The following is a 21,411-nucleotide window of genomic DNA, read 5'->3' as shown; positions in this document are numbered from 1 at the left end:
GTCGATATGTGGTTTGATTATTAATTTCCACCCAGAAGCGACCCGCGCATCGGCAGCGCCATAGAGAATACAGGCAACTAGGTTTGTGTCAGCGGACGTCTGCCAGTCGACCCGGCGACAACAGTTAGCCCGTGACCCAGCGGATCATATACAGACCCTGCATTGCCGATCATGAAGAAAGCAACTGTGAGCACCGCAACGACAAATCACACGACAGCGACCCCGATCGAGCTTGAGGATCGCTCCAGCTGGCTCGCCACCGGTGCCAGCGTGTCTGGCGCATTGGCCATGACATCTTGCTGCATTCTGCTGTTGGTATGGTCAGCCTCGGCGTGACCTTGGCCTTCGTTGGTCAGTTTACCGCGCTCTATGCCTAAACACGGGTGACCTTCAGCCTCGCTCCTGCCGGGGATGGCGCTGCGGTTGTTGACCTATGGCGGTGGCCAGTTCCCTCCGAGCAAAGCAGAGATTGATCCGTCGACGCTGCAAGAAACAGACATCACGCGAGTGCGGACCAGTCCCTGAACAAAGCGACCTTCAGATCAAAACCTTAAAGACAAACACGACATGCCGCCGTCCAGTTTGGCGCACTCGGAATTGCTGATTTCAACGACTTTATAGCCCTCATTTGTCAGCATTTCGGCGGTGCGGGGAAAGCCCGCGGGGCAAAGCACAAATTGGTTGAACCGGATGCTATTTGCGGCGGCCTCTTCGCCCTCGGCGGTGTGCAGCACGCGGTAGCCTTCGAAGCAGCCCGAAGCGTCGAGCCGTTTGGTGCTGAGAATGGTGCCACCGTCGAGCAGCGAGCAATCGGTCTTGAAATGCAACACGCCGGGCGGGGTAAAGACCTCGCGCAGGCTATATCCCCAGTCCGAGACGATCCGCGTCAGCTCGGCCACGCCCTCGGCGTCGGTGCGGTCTGATCGGCCTACTAAAATCTCACGCCCGGTGACCAGAATGTCGCCTCCTTCGATGTGGCCGGGGCCATCGATCTGGCGCAATTCGTCGTAGAGGGCGCCGAGCGTCGGTGCCATTTCGGCGACCTCTCCCATCCGGCTTGGTGCGCCAGGGCGCATCAGAACCGCTCCCTTGGGCAGGCATAGCGCGGTATCCTCGACAAAGACGGAATCTGGAAACGCTTCAAGTGCGGGCAGTTCGATCACCTCGGCGCCAGTCTCTTTCAGCGTCGCAACGTAATGCCTGTGGGCTTCTTCCATTCGGGCAAGATCGGGCGTGCCGATGTCCTCGGCGCGCAGACCGTTGACGATGCTGGCAGCGGGGCGGCGGGTGACGGCGCGGCTGAATTCATAGGTGGGGTCTGTCATGTCATGCTCTCTGGTTCACTGGCGCAGGAATGGCTGGGCCTGAATTTCAATTAGGGTTGGTCCGCCTTGAGCTGTTGCCGTGCGGAGCGCGTCTGCGACGGCCTCTGGCTCTGGCCCGCAGCGCCAGAAGGGCAAGCCACAGGATTGCGCAACAGCGGCGAAATCTGGCGGGGTCGGGTCGCAGCCGACTACACTCACCCCCGCATCCTGCATGGAGGTGGCGATTTCCTGATAGCCGTGGTTGTTCCAGATCATGAAGCAGATCGACAGGTTTTCCTGAACGGCGCACATCAGCTCCGGCAGGCTAAACTGCGCGCCGCCATCACCTGCGATGCAGATCACCGGCGTATCTGGCGCTGCCGCTGCGGCACCAATCGCGGCGGGGATGCCATAGCCAAGCGCGCCGAATCCGGTGGCGGCGTTGAACCAGCCGCCGGGGCGGTCGTGATCGTAATAGAGGTTGCCTGCGTAGATCGGCTGAGCGGAATCGCCGACCATGATTGCCCCCGGAACTGTCGTACGCACTTCGGCAAGGACATCGCAAAGCGCGCGCATTTCTGGGCCGATTTCTTCGAAAGCCTCGCGGCGGACCTTAGCGGCCCGTTCCGCGCCATCTGAAGCCGCCTCCCGGTCTATAGCCGCATTCAGCGCGTCAATTGCGGTGGTCGCGTCGCCGAGGATCGACAGCTCGGCGGCATGGCGGGCAAGCTGTTCAGCACATACATCAATGCGGATGAGCCTTTGCATCTCAGGCATCGTGCCGGTGGCATACATATCATAATCGGTCGGCCCCAATTCAGTACCCAATGCCAGTACGACGTCGGCTTGGGCGATCAGCCTGCGCACGGCCTGCAGGCTGGGGCTGGCCGGAACGCCTAAAGGATGCTCAAACATTAAGCCGCGCGCATTCACCGCCTGCACAACCGGGGCACCAAGCTTTTCGGCAAGTGCGCGCAGGGCCGCCCCTGCGCGACGGGCCCCGCCCCCGGCGAGGATCACTGGTGCCTTGCTCTGCGCCAATAGCGCGGCGGCTTTTGCGATCTGTTCGGCAGACGGAGAAGGCGGGGCCGTCTCAGAACAGACCTGCGCCTCTGCGGTATAGGGTGCACCGGCGACATCCAGCGGGATTTCGAGATGTGTGGGGCCGGGTCGGCCGCTGTGAAACGGCTCAAACACCCGCGCGAGCATCGGCGCCAGTTCATCAGCGCTTTCAACACGCTCCGAAAGCAGCGCCACGGTCCGTGCCATAGCCCGTTGATCGGGTAATTCGTGCAGGTGGCCCCTGCCCTGCCCGAGGCTGGGCAGCGTGTTGACGCCGGAGATCACCAGCATCGGCACGGAATCGGCCCGCGCCTGCCCCATTGCCGTCAGCGTATTGGTTAGCCCCGGCCCTGTGATGACAAAGGCAACACCGGGTTTTCCGGATACCCGCGCGTAGCCATCCGCCATGAATCCTGCGCCCTGTTCGTGCCGGGGTGTCACATGGCGAATGCCAGAGGCAGCCAAGCCCCGGTAGAGCTCAATCGTATGCACGCCCGGGATGCCAAAAACACAGTCGACCCCGCGTTCTGAAAGTTGGGCGACAAATGCCTCTCCGACGCTGGTCATGCGGATTCCAGTTGCAGTTGCGCCGCATGGCGGATGATCCGGTCACAGGCTGTGTCGAATGCCGCATCGCCGGTGGTCAGCGCCACCCGCACCCAAGCATCGAGTGTCTCGCCAAAGGACGCGCCGGGCATAACCGCAACGCCACCATGCTCAAGCAGGTGAAGGGCATAGTCGGTGCCGCTCATGCCCGTGGCTGAAACGTCGATCATCGCAAACATGCCAGCCTCTGGGCGGTGCACCTTCAATTGGCTCTCGTCAGAGAGGCGGCTGTGCAGACGCTCGGCCCGCGCGGCGAAACGGTGCTTCATCCCATCGGCCACAGGTGACCCTTCGCGCACTGCCTTTTCGGTCATGTCCGCGATAAAGGGCTGGTTGCCAAAGAGCATGGTCTCCGACAGCGGCAAAAGTGCCTCGGTGAAGGCTTCTGGCCCTATGCACCAACCGCTGCGAAAGCCAGGTGCTGCGTGGGACTTTGAGATCGAAGAGACAACGATGACACGGTCAGCCAGTTGCGGGTGCCACAAGGGCGAGCAGAAATCGGAGGTGTCAAACGTAAGATCTTCGTAGACCTCGTCAGAAATGATCCAGAGGTCATGGGCGATTGCCAGTTCTCCAATCGCGTCTATATCCGCGCGGGTCAGCACCGATCCAGTGGGGTTATGCGGCGTGGTTAACAAGATCGCCGTGGTCTGCGGGGTGATCCTTGCAGCGATGTCATCGGCGTGAATGCGAAAGCCGTTTTCCGGGCGCAGCGGGACCGGAACCATCTCAGCACCACTAGAGCGGATGACCCCTTCATAAGTGGCGTACATCGGGTCGCCGACCAGAACCTGCTGACCGGCCTCTGCAACACCCAGCAGCACCGCATAAAGGGCCGTCTGCGTGCCGGGAAAGCACATCGCCTGATCCGGCGTGATGCGGCGGCCCGCGGTGCGCGAATAGCGCTCGGCCAGTGCGGCGCGCAACCCCATCTCCCCCCGGCCGTCGGAATAGCCAGTTCGACCACGGCGCATCGCATTTGCGGCAACGTCCACAAGCGCATCGGGCGTCGGCACATCAGGCTCGCCAATGGTCAGTTCAATGACATCGCGGCCCTGTGCGGCAAGCGCGCGGGCCTTCAGATGGACTTCCCATTTCGCGCCGCCAAGCCCTGCAAGGCGTTTGGTTATATCTGTCTGTTTCATGTCTGTTGCCCAGCCTTTGTAAGGTCTATTCCGAGGATTGCGCCGACTGATCCAATCCCGATGTCCGGAAGTTCATCCGGCGCGAAAGCGCTTGGAAGAACGCCGCCTTCCATCCACAATCCGTCGATCACGGCGTTGCAGGCGATTGCCAGATGACGCAGCTCCTGCGGCGTTCGTGGCGTGCCAGCTTCGCTCAATACAGCTGCAATCAGCACTTCGAGCCGATCGCGGAATTTGTAATAGGTCCGTTCGTGCGTATCCCGCATCTGCTTGTCAGCATGGACCTTGGTGAAGAAGCCCGCCCAAAGACTAACAGACCCGGCGTCAACAACCGGCGGTGTCAGGCTCCCCACGACAAAGGCCGCGAGCCGCGCTGCTGGTGCGCCACAGTCGGCGCCCGCAAAAGCCGATGTCAAATCGGTCAACCGGTCCATGTGATACTCATAGGCCGCGGTTATCAGGTCTTCTTTGGACGAAAAGTGATGCCGGATCATACCTTGTGACACATCGGCGCGGGCAGAAATTGCCCGGACCGTTGCTGCATGAACGCCCTTTTCGGCGATCAGCGACAGGGTCGCCTTAATCAGCGCCTCCCTGCGGTGCTCCGCCGGCTCACGCTTGAATTTGGGAGTGCTGTCCGACACGGGCGTTATCCAGACCTCGTAATTATACACTTGCATAATTACGAAATACGGGCCTTACTACAAGTCACAATTTTGGGGCACACAAACTGGGGGCGCGGACGCTTTGAAGAGAGAGCCGATCGGAACCACGGAAAAGGCCGGAGATGCCGATAGCGCGGGGCAACATGAGGCCATAAGGGTTACTGACCTGCACAAGTCCTTCGGCACGCTGGAGGTTCTTAAAGGCGTCTCTCTCACGGCGCAAAAGGGCGATGTTGTTGCTATTATCGGCGGCAGCGGCTCGGGGAAATCGACCTTCCTGCGGTGTATCAATTTTCTAGAAACCCCAAGCGCGGGTCAGATCGTCGTCAACGGCGAAGAGATCAAGATGCGCCAAGACGGCACACCCGTCGACCGACGACAGATCGAACGCATCCGAACCCGCCTTGGCATGGTATTCCAAGCCTTCAACCTTTGGACCCACCGCACCCTGCTAGAGAACGTCATAGAGGTGCCGGTCTATGTGCTTAAGGTGCCACGGAGTGAAGCGATCAAGCGCGCGCGGGTGCTGCTTGAGCGGGTCGGTCTGGGCGACAAGGCGGATACCTTTCCAGCGTTTCTATCCGGCGGCCAGCAGCAGCGCGCGGCCATTGCCCGCGCCCTCGCGGTGGAACCCAGTGTGATGCTCTTTGACGAGCCGACCAGCGCGCTCGACCCCGAGTTGGTGGGCGAAGTGCTCACGGTCATCCGTGATCTGGCCGCCGAAGGGCGCACCATGCTGCTTGTGACCCATGAGATGAAATTCGCCCGCGAGGTGGCGACCCACGTCGTCTACCTTTTCGAGGGCCGCATCGAAGAACAGGGGCCGCCGGAAGAGCTTTTCGGCAACCCTCAATCCGCCCGGCTTCAGCAGTTTTTGCAGACAGTCGGTTAAACCACCAAAAACAAAACAGGGAGACTAATCATGACACTCAAGAAACTTATGACGACCGCACTCGCGACAGCAATCGTCAGCGCAGGTGCCGTGGCCGCCGAAGAGGTGAAGATCGGCATCGCCGCAGAGCCATATCCCCCCTTTGCCTCCCTCAACGCTTCTGGCGAATGGGAAGGTTGGGAAGTTGAGGTTATCAACGCGGTTTGCGCCGCGGCCGAACTGGATTGCGTGATCACGCCCGTCGCATGGGATGGCATCATCCCCTCGCTGACTGGCCAGCAGGTCGATGCAATCATGGCCTCCATGTCGATCACCGAAGAGCGCCAGCAGACGATCGATTTCTCCGATCCCTACTACAATACGCCTGCAGTGATCGTGGCGGATAAGTCGATGGACATTGAGCCTACGCCCGAGTCCCTCGCGGGCAAGATCGTCGGTATCCAAGCCTCAACAATTCACCAAGCCTATGCCAACGAATATTTCGGCGATGCGGCAGAGATCCGGGTGTATCAGACGCAGGACGAAGCCAATCAGGATCTCGTCTCGGGTCGGATCGACGCCACACAGGCCGACAGCATCGCGATGGCGGATTTCGTCAACTCCGACATCGGCACCTGCTGCGAGATCAAGGGGCCAGTAAAGAATGACGAGGCCATCTTGGGCAAAGGTGTCGGCGCCGGGGTGCGCAAAGGCGATGATGCGCTGCGCGAAAGCTTGAACAAGGGCATCGCGAAAATCCTCGAAGATGGCACCCACGAAGAGATCACCGGGCGCTATTTCGATACAAGCATCTACGCTGAGTAAGCCTGTATCGTGGAGTTCTTCTTCGAAACGCTCGGTCTGACCGAAAGTGCGAAACTCTTGTCCCTCAGCCCGCCGGGCTGGGGAGGCAACCTTCTGCGCGGGCTCGCGAACTCTTTGCAGATCGCGTTTGGCGCCTTCGGCTTTGGTCTGCTGATCGGGCTCTTTGGAGCATACGGCAAGCTCTATGGCGGGGTGGTCCTGCGCGACCTCCTCGCTGTCTACACGACTGTGATCCGGGCGGTGCCTGAACTGGTGCTGATCCTAATCCTCTATTACGTCGGTACCGACCTTATCAATCAGCTCTCGCAGGCGATGGGCTATGGTCGGGTTGAGATCAGCGGTGTCGTCGCCGGTATCTGGGTGCTCGGCGTGGTACAGGGTGCCTATGCCACCGAGGTGTTGCGCGGCGCGATCCAAGCCATTCCACCGGGCCAGATTGAGGCGGCGCGCGCTTATGGTATGCCGCCGCTGATGCTGATGCGCCGGGTTACGATCCCCGCGATGATGTCTTTTGCCACGCCGGGGCTGGCGAACCTTTGGCTTATTGCGACCAAGGATACCGCATTGCTGGCCATCGTCGGCTTTAGCGAGCTGACCCTCGAAACCCGACAGGCCGCTGCCAGCACCCGCGCCTATTTCACCTTCTTTCTCGCCGCGGGCGCGCTCTATCTAATTGTGACGCTTTGTTCGGGTGTGGTCTTTGCCCGGATCGAAAAATGGGCGCGGCGCGGCCAGCCGTCGCTGAAAGGAGCGAGCCGATGATCTCTTTTCGCGCTCTGATGCAGCCCCATCGCATTGTCATGTTGGCGCTTTTGCTGGGCGCGGTGATCTGGTGCGCCGTGGCGCTGCGGTGGGATTGGATACCGGAATACGCCCCACTGGCGTTGGAAGGCCTTTGGCGCACGATCTGGATTTTGGTCGTGACCTGTGTGCTGGGGTTTCTTTTGGCGATCCCGCTGGGCCTCGCGCAGGCCATCGGGCCTTGGTACCTATCCGTCCCTGCGCGGGTATTCTGCACCGTCATCCGTGGCACGCCACTGCTCTTGCAGATCTGGCTGCTCTACTACGGCCTCGGCTCGCTTTTCCCGCAAATCCCTTGGATTCGCGGCAGTGAACTATGGCCCTACCTGCGCCAAGCTTGGCCCTACGCGGTGCTGGCGCTGACGCTGTCTTATGCGGGCTACGAAGGCGAGGTCATGCGCGGCGCGTTCTCCAGTGTGAACAAGGGGCAGCTTGAGGCCGCAAACGCATTCGGGATGCCGCGTTTCACCATGTTCCGCCGCATCTGGCTGCCGCAGGCAATTCGCAACGTCCTGCCGACACTGGGCGGTGAAACCATTCTGCAACTCAAGGCCACACCTCTGGTCGCGACCATCACGGTTGTTGAGCTCTATGCCGTGTCTTCGCGCGTCCGGTCGGATACGTTTATCGTCTATGAGCCGCTGATCTTGCTGGCTGTGTTTTATATGATCATCGCCGGGGTTATCGCATTGATGTTTCGGCGGTTCGAAAACCGGGTGCCGGGATAAGAGACCGGGAGTTACCAATCAGTCAGCTCTCATATCCATTGGCGTCGTGCCAAACTGGGTCTTAAAAGCCCGTGTCATCGAACTTGCGTTTTCGTAACCGCATCGCGCGGCAATCTCCGCAATGGAAAGATCGGTGCTTTCGACCAAGCTTCTGACAGCGATCAGGCGTCTATGCCGATAGATTTGGCCCGGCGTCGCGTTCAAGCTGCGTGCGAACCGTCTTTGGAGGCTTTTCAGCGAACACCCTAAGTGACGTGCAATTGTCGGGATTGGCACAGGCGTTTCGATATTCTCATCCATAAGGACAAGGGCACGAGAAACCAGTTTGGAACGCACAGATTTTTTGTCCGCATCCCTAAACGGCTGTTCGGTTTCATGCAGAAACAGCGCTGCAACATCGAGACGTATGATCTCGCCACAGTGCGCCCCAATCAGGGTAAGCACCAAGTCGAAGGACGCCATGGCACCACCGCAGGTGATCCGGTTGCCATCTATCACAAACCGTTCTTGCTGGGCATCTACCTGCGTAAACGTCTCTGAAAAGCTTTCGAACAGATGCCCATGGATTGTCGCAGGCCTGTCGTTCAACTGCCCTGCCGCCGCCAACAGCCAAGCCCCCGTATCGAGCCCCACCAGACACTTTGCGTTTGCGCAAAGGGACCGGAGGGCGGTCAGGACCTGACTGCTACACAGTGCGAGGTGGCCATAGCTGGCTGTCACCATGAGGTAATCGCACGGCGGCTTCATCGCTGTGGCCATCTCGGTTTGAACCAGCATCCCACTTGAAGACCGCACAAGGCCGCCTTCGAGTGAAAGCAGTCGCCATTCATAGCGCGCTTGCCCGGTCATGGTGTTTGCAGCGCGAAACGGTTCCAGCGTGTTGGCCAGGCAATGGTTGGAAAATCCATCGAAAAGCAGCACGTCGATTTTTAAGGTTTCGAACGGCGATTTTGTCATTTCATGCATGGTTATGTCTAACACTGCACAGTCAATCTGATCAATCTGTGTAGTGTTCAGGTGAAATCTAAGAGGAAACCAAGATGCCCCTGCACATGACCCGTGATGTTTTCATCACCTGCGCCGTGACCGGATCAGGCAGCAGCCAAGATCGGTCGCCCCATGTTCCCCGCAGCCCCGAGCAGATTGCCAATTCGGCCATCGCCGCTGCCAAAGCGGGTGCCGCGATTGTGCATTGCCATGTACGCGACCCCGAAACCGGCGTTCCCTCACGTGATCCAAAACTCTACCGCGAAGTGACCGACCGCATCCGCGATGCCGAAGTCGACGTGGTGCTGAACCTGACCGCAGGCATGGGCGGCGACATGGTGTTTGGCCCGCCGTCCGCGCCGCTGCCGCTGAATGATGCCACCGATATGGTCAGCGCCGAAGAACGGCTGGCGCATATCGAAGACTGCCTTCCCGAGATTTGCACTCTCGACTGCGGCACGATGAACTTTGCCGAAGCCGATTATGTGATGACAAACACGCCCGGCATGCTGACGACAATGGGCGCGCGTATGGAAGCGCTTGGCGTTAAGCCGGAGATCGAGGCCTTTGATACCGGCCACCTTTGGTATGCGAAACAACTGGTTAAGGATGGCGTGCTGTCTTCGCCCGCGCTGGTGCAGCTGTGCATGGGCATTCCGTGGGGCGCACCCAATGACCTGAACACCTTTATGGCGATGGTTAACAATGTGCCTGACGACTGGAACTGGTCCGCGTTTTCAATCGGCCGTGACGAGATGCCCTATGTGGCCGCATCGGTCTTGGCAGGGGGCCATGTCCGCGTCGGGCTTGAAGACAACCTGTGGCTCAGCAAGGGCGAGCTTGCCACCAATGGGGCGCTTGTTTCGCGTGCCGTGTCGATCATCGAAAACATGGGGGCAACCATCATGGGCCCTGATGCCGTGCGCCAAAAACTTGGCCTGACAAAGCAGGCGCCACGATGACTAAAACAGCAGCAATCATCGGCGGTGGCGTCATTGGCGGCGGCTGGGCCGCGCGGTTTGCCTTGTCTGGATGGGACGTCGCGATTTTCGACCCTGATCCCGAAGCCGAACGCAAAATCAGCGAAGTCATGGCGAACGCGCGCCGGTCCTTGCCCGCCTTGTCCGAGGTCGCGTTGCCGCCCGAGGGGCAGGTTAAGATCGTCCCCACAATTGCCGAAGCCGTCGCAGGCGCAGACTGGATTCAGGAAAGCGCGCCGGAACGGCTTGAGATGAAGCACAAGATCTTCAACGACATTCAGACCCATTGCAGAGAAGACGCGCTGATCGGGTCTTCGACCTCGGGGTTCAAACCGTCCGAGCTTCAGCAAGGGGCGCTGCGCCCCAACCAGATTTTCGTCGCGCATCCGTTCAACCCGGTCTATTTGCTGCCGCTTATCGAACTGGTCGGTGACGACGCCACGACCACACGCGCACATGCGGTGCTCGCTGAAATCGGCATGAAGCCATTGAAAGTGCGCAAAGAAATCGACGCACATGTTGCCGATCGCTTTCTCGAAGCTGTCTGGCGCGAGGCGCTTTGGCTGATCAAGGACGGGATCGCCACAACCGAAGAAATTGATGACGCGATCCGGTTCGGCTTTGGGCTGCGTTGGGGGCAGATGGGCCTGTTCGAAACCTACCGCGTTGCGGGGGGTGAAGCCGGTATGGCCCATTTCATCGAACAGTTCGGGCCTTGCCTGCAATGGCCTTGGACCAAATTGATGGATGTGCCTGAACTGACCGACGAGTTGGTACAGATGATCGCCAGTCAATCGGACGCGCAATCAGGTGCACATACGATCCGCGAGCTTGAACGCATTCGCGACGACAATCTGGTGTCGATGATGCGATCCCTGAAAGGCCGCGACTGGGGTGCAGGTGCGTTGCTAAATGCACATGACGCCCGCCTCGAAGCCAAAGCCGAACCCGACTTCACCAAACCCATCATCACTGTCGCCCGCGCCATCCCGATTGATTGGACGGATTACAACGGGCACATGAACGAAAGCCGCTATGGGCAGCTGTGGTCGGATGCAGCCGACGCCCTCATGCGCATGATCGGGGCCGATGCCGCCTACATCAAAACCGGCTTCAGCTACTTTACCGCCGATACCCACACCAAGTTCCGCAATGAATGCCATGCCGGCGACAATGTCACAGTTGTCACAACCATTCTTGAGGGCGCAGGTAAAAAGCTGCGGCTGTTCCATGAATTAAAAAATACCGATGGCGATGTGGTGGCAACCTGCAATCAATTCCTGCTGCACGTCAGTTTGGAAACCCGCAAATCCTGTGACCCTGCGGCGCATATTAGTGACAAACTAACCTCGATCATCGCGGCCCAGGCCGCCCTGCCCAAGCCGGAGCTTACCTGATGCATTTTGGATTGACCGAAGAACAAGAGATGATCGTTTCCACCGTGCGGTCCTTTGTCGAAAACGAAATCTACCCCCACGAGGCCGAGGTAGAGCGCACAGGCGAAGTCCCCCATGACGTTGCGCAGGCGATCAAACAAAAGACCATAGATCTTGGTTTCTATGCCTGCAACTTTCCCGAAAGCGTTGGTGGAGCCGGTCTATCGCATCTTGAATTCGCGCTGGTAGAACGCGAATTGGGCCGCGGCTCTATGGCGCTGAACCACTTTTTCGGGCGGCCGCAGAATATCCTGATGGCCTGCAAGGACGATCAGATTGACCGCTATCTCACCCCCGCCATTCGCGGCGAAAAGATGGATGCCTTGGCCATGACCGAACCCGATGCCGGGTCTGATGTGCGGGGCATGAAATGTTCGGCCAAACGTGAAGGCGGTGATTGGGTTTTGAACGGGACCAAACATTTCATCTCTGGCGCGGATCACGCGGATTTTGTGATCGTCTTTGTGGCAACCGGCGAAGACGACACGCCGCGTGGCCCCAAAAAGCGCATCACAACCTTCTTGGTCGACCGCGGCACGCCCGGTTTCACCATCCGCGATGGCTACAAATCCGTCTCACACCGTGGCTACAAGAACATGATCCTCGAATTTGACAACTGCCGCCTGCCCGACGCTCAGGTTCTGGGCGAGGTGGATGGCGGCTTTGCGGTGATGAACGAATGGCTTTACGCCACGCGGATCACGGTCGCCACGATGTCTGTAGGGCGCGCCCGTCGTTGTTTTGACATGGCGTTGAATTACGCGGCCGAACGCAAACAGTTCGGGCAACAGATCGGTAAATATCAGGGCATCAGCTTTCAGCTTGCCGACATGATCACCGAAATCGATGCGGCAGAGCACCTGACATTGGCAGCGGCATGGCGGTTGGATCAAGGCCTGCCTGCCAACCGCGAAATCGCCAGTGCAAAGCTTTATGCGTCAGAAATGCTGGCGCGGGTGACGGATGCCACGCTGCAAATCTTTGGCGGTATGGGATTGATGGATGATTTCCCCATTGAGCGCTTCTGGCGTGATGCGCGGGTCGAGCGGATTTGGGACGGGACATCTGAGATCCAGCGCCACATCATCAGCCGCGATCTCTTGCGCCCCCTTGGCGCATAGGACCACGGGTATGAGTGATCTTGAACGGCTCCTGCGCCCACGATCCATTGCTGTGGTCGGTGGCGGGGCATGGTGTGACTCCGTGATCGAGCAGAACCAGAAAATTGGTTTCAAGGGCCATATTTGGCCCGTTCATCCCCAAAAGGACATTGTTGGTGGTTTGCCAGCCTTCAAAACGCTTGCTGATTTGCCGGACGCGCCAGATGCGACATTTATCGGTGTGAACCGCACCGCAACCATCGGTCTGGTCAGCGAATTGAACCAGATGGGTGCCGGTGGCGCTGTGTGTTTTGCCAGTGGCTTCAAAGAAACCGCCGACGGTGCGGATTTGCACGACCAATTGCTGGCCGCAGCAGGAGGAATGCCCATTCTGGGGCCAAATTGCTACGGGGTTCTGAATGCCGTGGATCGGGTGGCGCTTTGGCCGGATCAACATGGGCTGGTGCCCGTTGAACGCGGCGTGGCGATCCTTGCGCAGTCGTCCAATATCGCGATTAATCTCACGATGCAGCAACGCGGACTGCCGATTGCCTATACCATCACTGCGGGCAATCAGGCCCAACAAGGGCTTGCCAGTATCGCCCAAACTGTCATCCGCGACGACCGCGTGACGGCGCTTGGGCTTTACATCGAAAGCTTTGGCGACATCGCGGCCTTCGAAGAATTGGCGCAGCTTTCGCGTGCGCTAGGCAAACCGATCGTGGCGTTGAAAGTGGGCCGTTCGCAGGAATCTCAACTGGCGACCATTTCGCACACGGCCTCGCTCGCTGGCAGCAGCGCTGGTTCGGACGCGGTATTGGCGCGGCTTGGCATTGCGCGGGTCGGCTCCCCCGCAGCATTGCTTGAAACGTTGAAGCTGTTTCATTGCCATGGCCGCCTGTCCGGGACACGAATTGCGTCCTTAAGTTGTTCAGGCGGCGAGGCGAGCGTCATGGCAGATACCGCCGCGCAATATGGCCTGACGTTTCCACCGCTGACATCCCAGCAGACAGACACACTTTCGCAGCACCTCAGTTCACTGGTCAATCTGGCGAACCCTCTGGATTACCACACGCAAATTTGGCGCGATAAGGCGGCTATGACGGCGGTATTTGCGGCAATGACAGGCGATGATATTGATCTGGCGCTTGTGGTGCTCGATTTCCCACGCTTGGATAGCTGCACCGCTGATGACTGGATGATCGCGATCGAGGCGATTGAGGACGCGGCCATTCAAACGGGTCGCCCATTTGGCGTGGTTGGGTCGATCGTCGAAAACCTTCCCGAAGCTATCGCAAAACGGCTGCTCGGCGCGGGGATTGTGCCGCTGTGCGACTTTGGCACGACCTGTGAAGCGATCAGCGCCGCGTGCATGTCGCTGAACCAAGATCATCAGCCCCTGCTGCGCGCGCAAGGCTTTGCAACCACCACCACGGTTACCGAAGGCGATGCCAAACTGGCCCTTGCAACTTACGGCATGGACGTCCCTAAAAGCCGTGCAGGCGTAGGGCGCGCGGATGTGGTCGATTGCGCCGAAAAGATCGGTTTTCCCGTGGTCCTGAAGGGCGAAGGTGTCGCCCATAAAACGGAAGTCGGCGCGGTAAAGCTGCACCTCGCAGACGCAGCGCAGGTCAGAGCGGCAGCGCAGGAGATGCAGGCCGAAACCTTCCTTGTCGAAGAAATGATTACCGGCACCGTCGCAGAGCTTTTGATCGGCGTCGTCGCGGACCCCGCCCACGGGTTCGTCCTGACCTTGGCCGCGGGCGGTACGCTGACGGAAATTCTGGAGGACGGTCAATCCTTGCTGCTGCCCACGACGGATGCCGATATTCGCCACGCCCTGGGGCAGTTAAAAATAAACCCGCTATTGATCGGCTTTCGCGGTGGTGAACCAGCCAACACAGATGCCATTGTCGACGCGGTCTTAAGGCTGCAAAACTTTGTCACTGACCACGCCGACGAGATTACCGAAATCGAAATCAATCCACTCATCTGTACAAAAGACCGTGCGATCATCGCCGATGCGCTTTTGGTGAAAGGAACAACATGACAAGTCCCGTTAAAACGCGCCGCGAGGGTGCCGTTCTCGAAATCACTTTGGACCGCCCAAAGGCCAATGCCATTGATCTGCAAACCAGCCGTGTCCTGGGGGAAACCTTTGCTGCGTTTCGCGATGACCCTGATTTGCGCGTTGCGATTATCACAGGGGAAGGTTCGAAATTTTTCTGCCCGGGCTGGGATTTGAAAGCCGCCGCTGATGGCGATGAGGTTGATGGCGATTACGGCGTTGGCGGCTTTGGGGGCCTGCAGGAACTGCGCGACATGAACAAACCGGTGATCGCGGCAGTGAACGGTATTTGTTGTGGCGGCGGACTTGAATTGGCCCTGTCAGCCGACATTATCTTGGCGGCAGATCATGCAAGTTTCGCGCTGCCCGAAATCACCTCTGGCACCGTCGCCGACGCCGCGTCGATCAAACTGCCAAAGCGCATCCCATACCACATCGCAATGGAAATGCTGTTTACAGGCCGCTGGCTGGACGCCGAAGAAGCCCACCGCTGGGGGTTTGTGAACCGCATCCACGCTGCGGATGATCTGATGGCACAGGCGTGGGATATGGCCCGCAAGTTGGCATCGGGTCCGCCGCTGGTCTTTGCCGCAATCAAAGAAATTGTGCGCGATTCAGAGGATAGCAAATTTCAGGATGCCATGAACCGGATCACCAAACGCCAGCTAAAAACTGTCGATGTCCTTTACGGGTCCGAGGATAACGCCGAGGGCGCGCGCGCCTTTACGGAGAAACGGGATCCGGTTTGGAAAGGGCGCTGATATCGCGGTTTAAACGGCGTTGGCTGTCACAAGCGCCTTATTGAGCTGGATCAGGTCGACAGAGCCTTCGGGACAAACTTTGACTGAAACGTTCGCGGTTATTACTCCCGCGGCACATCGACAGGGCATCACAGTGACCGGCCCCACGGTCGCGGATGCGTTTGAAGATTTCGACTTATTTGAGAACGCAGAGAGGAGACATCACGCACCCGGCGCCCCCTTCCCCTTTGATAAGCGCCTGAGCGCACCGAAGTAAGCCGCAGACGGCACGACGAGCCATTGCAACATTGGCGTTAGGCCCGCGTCGATGAACGGGATGAGGGTTTGGCGCCGCGAGGGCATAGGGATCGCGAATGAGGGCCGGTTTGCTTTTGAGAGTTGGGTCACTGTTGGGTTCATCCCTTTGTGATGACGCGTTGGATTTGGGAAATGGCCGCCGGGCTGTCCCACGCGGCGGGGCCGACCTTGCGGGCAACCTCGCGGCCTTGGGGGTTAACCAGCAACGTCGTGGGCAGGCCGACAATGCCAAAGGCCATCATCCCCCGCAACTGGTCTGCCAGATAAAGGTCGAGATGCGTGATGCCGATCTCTGCATAGAAGGCGCGCACAGCGTCGAACCCGCCTTTATCGATTGAGAGCGCGAGAACGTGAAACTCCGCACCGCCCAATCGCGCTTGCAACCTGTCGAGGGTCGGCATTTCATCGCGGCAAGGCGGGCACCATGTCGCCCAGATATTGAGCAATACCGTTCGGCCACGAAAGTCCGCCAAAGTCAGGCTCCGCCCTGCCCCATCCGTGATGGGCGGCGACAGCATCGGCAGGGGTTTTTGATGCTCCGCCATGACAGTGCGCGCGGCGGCTGGCGAAGCCCCAAGCGCTAGCGCGCCGCCCAAGAAACCACGCCGCCTCATGCGTACTGCTCCTGTTGCAAACGCCGCACCACAGGAAGGATATCTTCCTCCAGAGAGCGGCGAATGAACGGGCCGACATCTTTGTAAGCGATGCGCCCTTTGGCACCGATCCGGCCATAAGGATCGCCAAGTTCCGCAAGGAACCTGCGGGCGGCGGCGGGCTTATCCTTGAGGTTGATGCCGTGGATCGGCACGCTGTCGGTTTGGGCCAGTTCCACCAACAGGGGCATCTCAACCCGACAAGGCACGCACCACGATGCCCAAACATTCACGAGAGACACTTCGCCGCGCTGATCAGCCGTCGTGAGCCCCTTCCTGCGCCCTTCGATGGGCGGCAGATCAAACTCGGAAATGTCCCGGCCAATCATCGTGCTGGGCAGGCCATCATCGTTGTTAAAAAGCCCCCAGAGAAACGCCGCCGCGATGGCCCCAAAGACCATCGCCGGAAGGGCCGCGATTAGTCGCGACCACCGTAGTTTGCGGACGGGCTGACCGTCCTTGCTCATGTCCCGCCCTCATCCTTGGCAGTGACTTCGGCCTGAAAGCCGCGCTCCCGCTCGGGCCAAGTGCTTTTGATATAGCCGAGGATGGCCGTGATCTCTGCATCGCTCAGGATCCCGTCGAACACCGGCATGTCACTCTCATAGCCGGGCACGACCGAAGCCAACCCGTTTTTGGTAATGTCGAAAAGCTGCTGATCGGCATGATGCCAAGTATGGCCCGTTTCATCATGCGGCGGCGCGGGCATGCGGCCATTGTCGAGCCGTTTGCGCCAGTCCGGCTGACCTTCAAGATCGGCGCCGTGGCAAGAGGCGCAGCTCTCGGCATAAAGACCCGCGCCAAGCTCGATCATCTCTGCGTCCACGGGCACGCCGAGCACGGCGAGCACCGGGGGGCTGTCCTCCTTCCCCCCGGCCCAGACAGCGACCGCCGCCGCGCCCCCGATGCCAATAGCGGCGGTCAGACCCAACCGGTTCATGCGGGCCGCCGCAGATATTTAACCAAGGCCAACACGCCCAGCACCAGCACTGCCAGCACCAAGAGGAAAAGCAGGCCACAGGCGATCATCATTCCGACCGACATCGGCCCATTCATCATAGTTCCGTTCATCATAGTTCCATTCATCATGTCCATCGTTCCAACCTCATTCATTTGAATACACGGCCACGCCGTCCTCACCGAAGGCGTAGGTTTTGAGCGTGCCGCTCTTGCCTGCCATGCCGGGCGCGTTCTGGGGCATACCGGGCAGCGTGATGCCGGTGATCTCGGGGCGCTCGGATGTCAGGCGCTGGATAATCTCCACGGGCACCAGACCGCTGACGTAGTAGCCATCGACCTCGGCAAGGTGGCACCCCAGCCCCTGTTCCGGCACGCCGACCTCAACCGAGCGTTTGTCGAAATCCCGGTCGTCGATGCGGGTGATGTGGTAGCCGTTCTCTTCGGCATAGTCGGCATAGGCGTCGCAGCAGCCACAGGACGGGTCGCGCCAGATGGTCATTTGGCGATCTGCCGGGACGGTGCTGGCTGCGGTATCGGCGGGCGGCATGTTGTAGCTTTCGGCCATGCCGAAGGTGGCGAAACCGATGATACCGGCAGCGGTCAGGGCAGCGGCCGCGCCGAGGGTGAATTTACTGTTCATGTCTGGTCTCCTTGAGGAATGTTAAGGGGGTCAAAGGTCAGGCCACCATCGCGGCTGACCGAAAGGGTGCCGTCGCGAACGGTGGCAAGGTGTTCAGGATCGGCAGGATCGACAGCCAGTGCGTCGATCTTTCCCGCCGCTGCGCGCGTCCAATTCACACCCGCGTCGGGCGAGGCCCAAAGGCCATTCGCCAGCCCAGCGTAAAGCCGTTCAGGCGCTTTGGGGGAGAGTGCCAGATGAGTGATCGGCTGGCCCTCGGGCAGAGGTTTGGCAGGTGGCGGCGTTTTGCCCGCAGCCAGCGCATCCATCGCGTCGCCCGCGGTCACATCCTGCCAGCGGCAAAAGCAATCCGGCACGCGGGTCAGCCCGGCGTCGGTCCCGGCATAGAGCCAGATGCCGCCCATGCCAGTCGGATTGCCCACCGAGACGAGCGTCAACACCTCACGTTCGGCCCCGCCAAGGTAGGGCCGGTCCATGACGAATTCCCAGCTTTCGCCCGCGTCTTGGCTGCGCCAAAGCCCGTCATCCGCAAAGGCGGCATAGAGCATATCTGGCTCAAGCGCGGCCTGAGTGAGCGCGGTGACGCGGGTCGCAGGCAGGCCCGCGCTGGCGTCTGCCCATGTGCGCCCCCCATCCCGGCTGCGCATAAGGCCGAAAGGATCAACTGCCGCGAACAAAGTGCCCGGAGTCTCTGGATGGCTGGTGATCGCGGTGATTGATCGCTCCAACGACACATGCTGGATGTCGCCTGGGGCGGGCATGCGCCAAAGCTTGCGCTTTGAAGCCGCGACGAGTGCATCGCCGTCATACTGAAGGGCAAGGATCGACTCCCCCGTTGTCATTGCAAGGGAGACATGAGGTAGGATCAGCGTCGCCCCAACTGCCGCAAGCCCGCCGGACAGCATACGCCTGCGCGACATATCGCGCGATGAATGAATAGACATAAAGGTCGTTCCCGAAAGTGACGGATAAGGTCGAGCGCGTTGTTGCCCAAAGGCATCAAGCGTCGCGAGACCGGGCCGTCACCCTTCGGTGCGGCCGGTCAACTTAGGGAGGTGGTTCGCGGCGGGTTCGGGTCGGACCCGAGGTTGACCCCAGCGAGGCCAAGATCACCCGGCACAGGCGCGAAGAAACGCTGCACGCTCTCGGGTTGGGACTGAAGCATCTGCGAGGCCACAAAGAGGGGTGCCGTGCAATCAATGTCACACACCATCTCACCCTGATCTTCTTGCAAACAAGCGGTGCAGTTATCGCCCTCTTCCATCGTCGCGGATGAAATGACACCTGACATCTGCAAGGACATGTTCGCCGCCGCCAAATTATGCGCCAATACGCCCGTCAAAAGAACGAGCGAGAGGCAGAATGTGGCAAGGCGAAGCAGGATGCGCATGGCTGAGATATAGGAACCCGATGCGGTAGTGTCGATCCCCTCACCAGAAAGTGAGGGTGAGCGATCCATTGCAGGCCCGCAGATCGGCAAGACACAGCGCATTGCGATGCGCCTCAGCGGTCATGCGACGCCCCATCGCGGTGCTCAGCGTCGTTGCCAGCGCGCGCCGGGCCGCCCTCATGCCCAAACAACGCGGCATCCTGATGGGCATTCGCAGAGGTTTCAAACTCAAGGCTTGAATGGGTGATGCCAAAGTCATCCGCGAGCGTTTTCTTGACTGCCTGCTTCACAGCATCAAGGTCCGCCCAATCCTGCCCCTCCAACACGACATGGCAATCAAGCGCCACCTCATGCTCTTGCATCTGCCAAAGATGAACATGGTGCACGTCCCTGACGCCAGCGACCTTGGTCATCGCCTCAACCACAGCGCCCGCATCCATGTCAGGCGGGCTGCCCAGCATCAGCATACGGATCGGACCGCCGATCTCAGTGAGTGCCAGATAGAGGATATAGACCGCGATACCGATGGTGATCGCCGGATCAACCCAACGCAGATCGTAAAGGATGATGAGCGTACCGCCGAAAATTACCGCGACCGAGGCCAGCGCATCTGACAGATTGTGCAAGAACAAAGCCCTGATATTCACGCTGCCCTTCTGCATCGAGTAGGTCAGCAGCGCCGTCAACGTATCGACGACAAGCGCGACCCCGCCCAGAATGACCACCGTCCAGCCCGCCACCGCAGGCGGATCAATCATGCGCATCCCGCCTTCGTAGATCAGGTATATCCCGACAAGAATGAGCGTGGTGTAGTTAATCAAAGCCGCAACGATTTCGATCCGGCCATAACCGAAGGTCATCCGCGCATCAGCCGGACGCCGCGCGATTTTACGGGCGACAAAGGCAATGACCAATGAGGCCATGTCCGAAAAATTGTGCAGCGCGTCCGCGATAAGGGCGAGCGACCCTGCAAAGACCCCGCCCACGATCTGCGCAACCGTCAGAAGCGCATTCGCCCAGATGGCCAGTGATAATCTGCGGTCCCCGCTTTCGGGGTCAATATGGGCGTGATCATGTGCCATCTGTGCTTCCTACCGGTTTGGGGTCAGAACCGCTGCGTTCCGTCAGAAGCAGAAATAAGACCTACAGCAACTGTAGCTTCAAGCGATTTGTCGACCTTTTTCTCTCTCGGTCAAGTTCCATGGCGATAGGCTGCGCGAATGGTCTTAAGGCGGACCGTGATACAGCGCGTTGCAGAATTCACAGGACGCGCTGTCACCCCATTCATAGGCTGCCAGCTTGCGCGACACCCTTCCAAAACCTACAGAGACTGTAGAATTGAAGGGATCAGACATGCTCCCCATCGGCACACTCGCAAAGCGCACTGGCACCAAAGTGCAGACGATCCGCTATTACGAGCAGATCGGCATTATGCCTGAACCCTGCCGGACCGAAGGCGGCCAGCGGCGCTATGGCGCTGCCGAGTTGGACCGCCTCTCCTTCATCCGCCATTCCCGCCAACTCGGCGTTTCGTTGGAGGCGATCCGAGAGTTGCTGGACCTTTCTGATACGCCCGACCGGTCCTGTGCGCAGGTCGATGCCATCGCCCAAAGGCAACTTCGCGAGGTCGAGGCACGGCTTGTGCGGCTCGAAGCCCTCCGCGTTGAATTGCAGCGCATGATCGGGGCGTGCAATGCGGATCGGGTTGCCGATTGTCGCATCCTTGAGGTGCTGCGCGATCATGAGGAATGTCTCGCTGACCACGGGGCCACCGCCTGATGCCCGCCGCCCTGCTCTATCCGCTTGCGGCATTGGCCGAGATCGTCGGGTGTTTCGCGGTTTGGGCGTGGTGGCGCGGCGCATCGCCGCTGTGGCTGGTGCCGGGGCTGCTGAGCTTGGCGCTGTTTGCGGGGTTGTTGGCCTTGGTCGAGGCCGGGTTCGCCGGGCGCGCATTTGCGGCCTATGGTGGCATCTATATCGCGGCATCGCTTGTGTGGATGTGGGCTGTAGAAAGGCAGCGGCCTGATCTTTGGGATGCTGCCGGGGCGGGCCTTTGTATTCTTGGCGCAGCGGTGATTATTCTCGCGCCCCGCGCCGGATAGGCTGCCGACCCTTCTAAAAAGGCCGGCAGC

Annotated in this window: 24 protein-coding genes; 11 read left to right on the top strand and 13 right to left on the bottom strand. The window is 59.7% G+C overall.

Going from position 1 to position 21,411, the window contains the following annotated elements; genetic code table 11:
- Positions 1 to 542: 542 nt before the first annotated feature.
- Genes WNY61_RS06450 through WNY61_RS06435 form a run of 4 tightly spaced genes read right to left on the bottom strand, consistent with a single transcriptional unit; the run spans position 543 to position 4,797 of the window.
- Positions 543 to 1,325, bottom strand: coding sequence for an arginine deiminase family protein (locus WNY61_RS06450; protein ID WP_342850646.1), 783 nt, complete (start codon positions 1,323 to 1,325; stop codon positions 543 to 545).
- A gap of 15 nt (positions 1,326 to 1,340) precedes the next feature.
- Positions 1,341 to 2,933: a 5-guanidino-2-oxopentanoate decarboxylase gene (locus WNY61_RS06445; RefSeq protein WP_342850645.1), complete on the bottom strand. Its 1,593-nt coding sequence runs from the start codon at positions 2,931 to 2,933 to the stop codon at positions 1,341 to 1,343.
- Positions 2,930 to 4,117, bottom strand: a complete 1,188-nt coding sequence (locus tag WNY61_RS06440; protein ID WP_342850644.1) for a pyridoxal phosphate-dependent aminotransferase — start codon at positions 4,115 to 4,117, stop codon at positions 2,930 to 2,932. Before WNY61_RS06440 ends, WNY61_RS06445 begins: the two co-directional genes overlap by 4 nt.
- Positions 4,114 to 4,797: a TetR/AcrR family transcriptional regulator gene (locus WNY61_RS06435; RefSeq protein ID WP_342850643.1), complete on the bottom strand. Its 684-nt coding sequence runs from the start codon at positions 4,795 to 4,797 to the stop codon at positions 4,114 to 4,116. The genes WNY61_RS06440 and WNY61_RS06435 overlap by 4 nt, the downstream gene beginning before the upstream one ends.
- Positions 4,798 to 4,879: 82 nt before the next feature.
- Here WNY61_RS06435 and WNY61_RS06430 point away from each other — a divergent pair, with 82 nt between their 5' ends.
- Genes WNY61_RS06430 through WNY61_RS06415 form a run of 4 tightly spaced genes read left to right on the top strand, consistent with a single transcriptional unit; the run spans position 4,880 to position 8,007 of the window.
- Positions 4,880 to 5,674, top strand: coding sequence for an ATP-binding cassette domain-containing protein (locus WNY61_RS06430; RefSeq protein WP_342851102.1), 795 nt, complete (start codon positions 4,880 to 4,882; stop codon positions 5,672 to 5,674).
- 30 nt (positions 5,675 to 5,704) lie between these two features.
- Entirely contained in the window at positions 5,705 to 6,478 is a 774-nt protein-coding gene (locus tag WNY61_RS06425; RefSeq protein ID WP_342850642.1) for a transporter substrate-binding domain-containing protein, read from the top strand.
- A 9-nt stretch (positions 6,479 to 6,487) separates the two neighbouring features.
- The gene (locus tag WNY61_RS06420) at positions 6,488 to 7,240 is read left to right on the top strand and encodes an ABC transporter permease (RefSeq protein WP_007117764.1); all 753 of its coding nucleotides are present in this window, start codon (positions 6,488 to 6,490) and stop codon (positions 7,238 to 7,240) included.
- Positions 7,237 to 8,007 (top strand): ABC transporter permease, encoded by a 771-nt coding sequence (locus tag WNY61_RS06415; RefSeq protein ID WP_342850641.1) that lies wholly within the window; start codon positions 7,237 to 7,239, stop codon positions 8,005 to 8,007. The genes WNY61_RS06420 and WNY61_RS06415 overlap by 4 nt, the downstream gene beginning before the upstream one ends.
- Before the next feature lie 18 nt (positions 8,008 to 8,025).
- Here WNY61_RS06415 and WNY61_RS06410 read toward each other — a convergent pair whose 3' ends face one another.
- A complete protein-coding gene (locus WNY61_RS06410) occupies positions 8,026 to 8,973 on the bottom strand; it encodes a GlxA family transcriptional regulator (RefSeq protein WP_342850640.1) in 948 nt (315 codons plus the stop codon).
- 74 nt (positions 8,974 to 9,047) lie between these two features.
- Here WNY61_RS06410 and WNY61_RS06405 point away from each other — a divergent pair, with 74 nt between their 5' ends.
- Genes WNY61_RS06405 through WNY61_RS06385 form a run of 5 tightly spaced genes read left to right on the top strand, consistent with a single transcriptional unit; the run spans position 9,048 to position 15,339 of the window.
- Positions 9,048 to 9,956 carry a 3-keto-5-aminohexanoate cleavage protein gene (locus tag WNY61_RS06405; protein WP_342850639.1) on the top strand — a complete coding sequence of 303 codons (909 nt, stop codon included), beginning with the start codon at positions 9,048 to 9,050 and terminating at the stop codon, positions 9,954 to 9,956.
- Entirely contained in the window at positions 9,953 to 11,371 is a 1,419-nt protein-coding gene (locus WNY61_RS06400) for a carnitine 3-dehydrogenase (RefSeq protein ID WP_342850638.1), read from the top strand. The genes WNY61_RS06405 and WNY61_RS06400 overlap by 4 nt, the downstream gene beginning before the upstream one ends.
- Positions 11,371 to 12,531 (top strand): acyl-CoA dehydrogenase family protein, encoded by a 1,161-nt coding sequence (locus tag WNY61_RS06395; protein WP_342850637.1) that lies wholly within the window; start codon positions 11,371 to 11,373, stop codon positions 12,529 to 12,531. The genes WNY61_RS06400 and WNY61_RS06395 overlap by 1 nt, the downstream gene beginning before the upstream one ends.
- Before the next feature lie 10 nt (positions 12,532 to 12,541).
- Positions 12,542 to 14,560 carry an acetate--CoA ligase family protein gene (locus WNY61_RS06390; protein ID WP_342850636.1) on the top strand — a complete coding sequence of 673 codons (2,019 nt, stop codon included), beginning with the start codon at positions 12,542 to 12,544 and terminating at the stop codon, positions 14,558 to 14,560.
- On the top strand, positions 14,557 to 15,339 hold the full coding sequence (locus WNY61_RS06385; RefSeq protein ID WP_342850634.1) for a carnitinyl-CoA dehydratase: 783 nt from the start codon (positions 14,557 to 14,559) through the stop codon (positions 15,337 to 15,339). Before WNY61_RS06390 ends, WNY61_RS06385 begins: the two co-directional genes overlap by 4 nt.
- 395 nt (positions 15,340 to 15,734) lie before the next feature.
- Here WNY61_RS06385 and WNY61_RS06380 read toward each other — a convergent pair whose 3' ends face one another.
- The 8 genes from WNY61_RS06380 to WNY61_RS06345 all read right to left on the bottom strand — a co-directional run bounded on the left by WNY61_RS06380 (position 15,735) and on the right by WNY61_RS06345 (position 20,361).
- Entirely contained in the window at positions 15,735 to 16,250 is a 516-nt protein-coding gene (locus WNY61_RS06380; RefSeq protein WP_342850633.1) for a TlpA disulfide reductase family protein, read from the bottom strand.
- Entirely contained in the window at positions 16,247 to 16,756 is a 510-nt protein-coding gene (locus WNY61_RS06375; protein ID WP_342850632.1) for a redoxin family protein, read from the bottom strand. The genes WNY61_RS06380 and WNY61_RS06375 overlap by 4 nt, the downstream gene beginning before the upstream one ends.
- The gene (locus tag WNY61_RS06370; protein ID WP_342850631.1) at positions 16,753 to 17,229 is read right to left on the bottom strand and encodes a cytochrome c; all 477 of its coding nucleotides are present in this window, start codon (positions 17,227 to 17,229) and stop codon (positions 16,753 to 16,755) included. The genes WNY61_RS06375 and WNY61_RS06370 overlap by 4 nt, the downstream gene beginning before the upstream one ends.
- Positions 17,226 to 17,360 (bottom strand): hypothetical protein, encoded by a 135-nt coding sequence (locus WNY61_RS06365; protein ID WP_342850630.1) that lies wholly within the window; start codon positions 17,358 to 17,360, stop codon positions 17,226 to 17,228. The genes WNY61_RS06370 and WNY61_RS06365 overlap by 4 nt, the downstream gene beginning before the upstream one ends.
- A gap of 34 nt (positions 17,361 to 17,394) precedes the next feature.
- Positions 17,395 to 17,889 (bottom strand): DUF411 domain-containing protein, encoded by a 495-nt coding sequence (locus WNY61_RS06360; protein WP_342850629.1) that lies wholly within the window; start codon positions 17,887 to 17,889, stop codon positions 17,395 to 17,397.
- Positions 17,886 to 18,833 carry an exo-alpha-sialidase gene (locus tag WNY61_RS06355; RefSeq protein ID WP_342850628.1) on the bottom strand — a complete coding sequence of 316 codons (948 nt, stop codon included), beginning with the start codon at positions 18,831 to 18,833 and terminating at the stop codon, positions 17,886 to 17,888. Before WNY61_RS06355 ends, WNY61_RS06360 begins: the two co-directional genes overlap by 4 nt.
- Before the next feature lie 98 nt (positions 18,834 to 18,931).
- A complete protein-coding gene (locus tag WNY61_RS06350) occupies positions 18,932 to 19,348 on the bottom strand; it encodes a hypothetical protein (protein WP_342850627.1) in 417 nt (138 codons plus the stop codon).
- A gap of 44 nt (positions 19,349 to 19,392) precedes the next feature.
- Positions 19,393 to 20,361 (bottom strand): cation diffusion facilitator family transporter, encoded by a 969-nt coding sequence (locus WNY61_RS06345; protein ID WP_342850626.1) that lies wholly within the window; start codon positions 20,359 to 20,361, stop codon positions 19,393 to 19,395.
- A gap of 271 nt (positions 20,362 to 20,632) precedes the next feature.
- Between WNY61_RS06345 and WNY61_RS06340 the strand changes: the two genes are divergently transcribed.
- Both WNY61_RS06340 and WNY61_RS06335 read left to right on the top strand, forming a co-directional pair.
- Positions 20,633 to 21,058: a helix-turn-helix domain-containing protein gene (locus tag WNY61_RS06340; protein ID WP_342850625.1), complete on the top strand. Its 426-nt coding sequence runs from the start codon at positions 20,633 to 20,635 to the stop codon at positions 21,056 to 21,058.
- Complete coding sequence (locus WNY61_RS06335) at positions 21,058 to 21,381, top strand: YnfA family protein (RefSeq protein WP_342850624.1); 324 nt, start codon at positions 21,058 to 21,060, stop codon at positions 21,379 to 21,381. The genes WNY61_RS06340 and WNY61_RS06335 overlap by 1 nt, the downstream gene beginning before the upstream one ends.
- Positions 21,382 to 21,411: the final 30 nt, after the last annotated feature.

It is taken from the genome of Sulfitobacter sp. AS92, from assembly GCF_038900015.1.
Lineage (GTDB): Bacteria > Pseudomonadota > Alphaproteobacteria > Rhodobacterales > Rhodobacteraceae > Sulfitobacter.
Note: the sequence above shows the minus strand (reverse complement) of the source record. Positions and strands in the feature narration are given on the sequence as shown.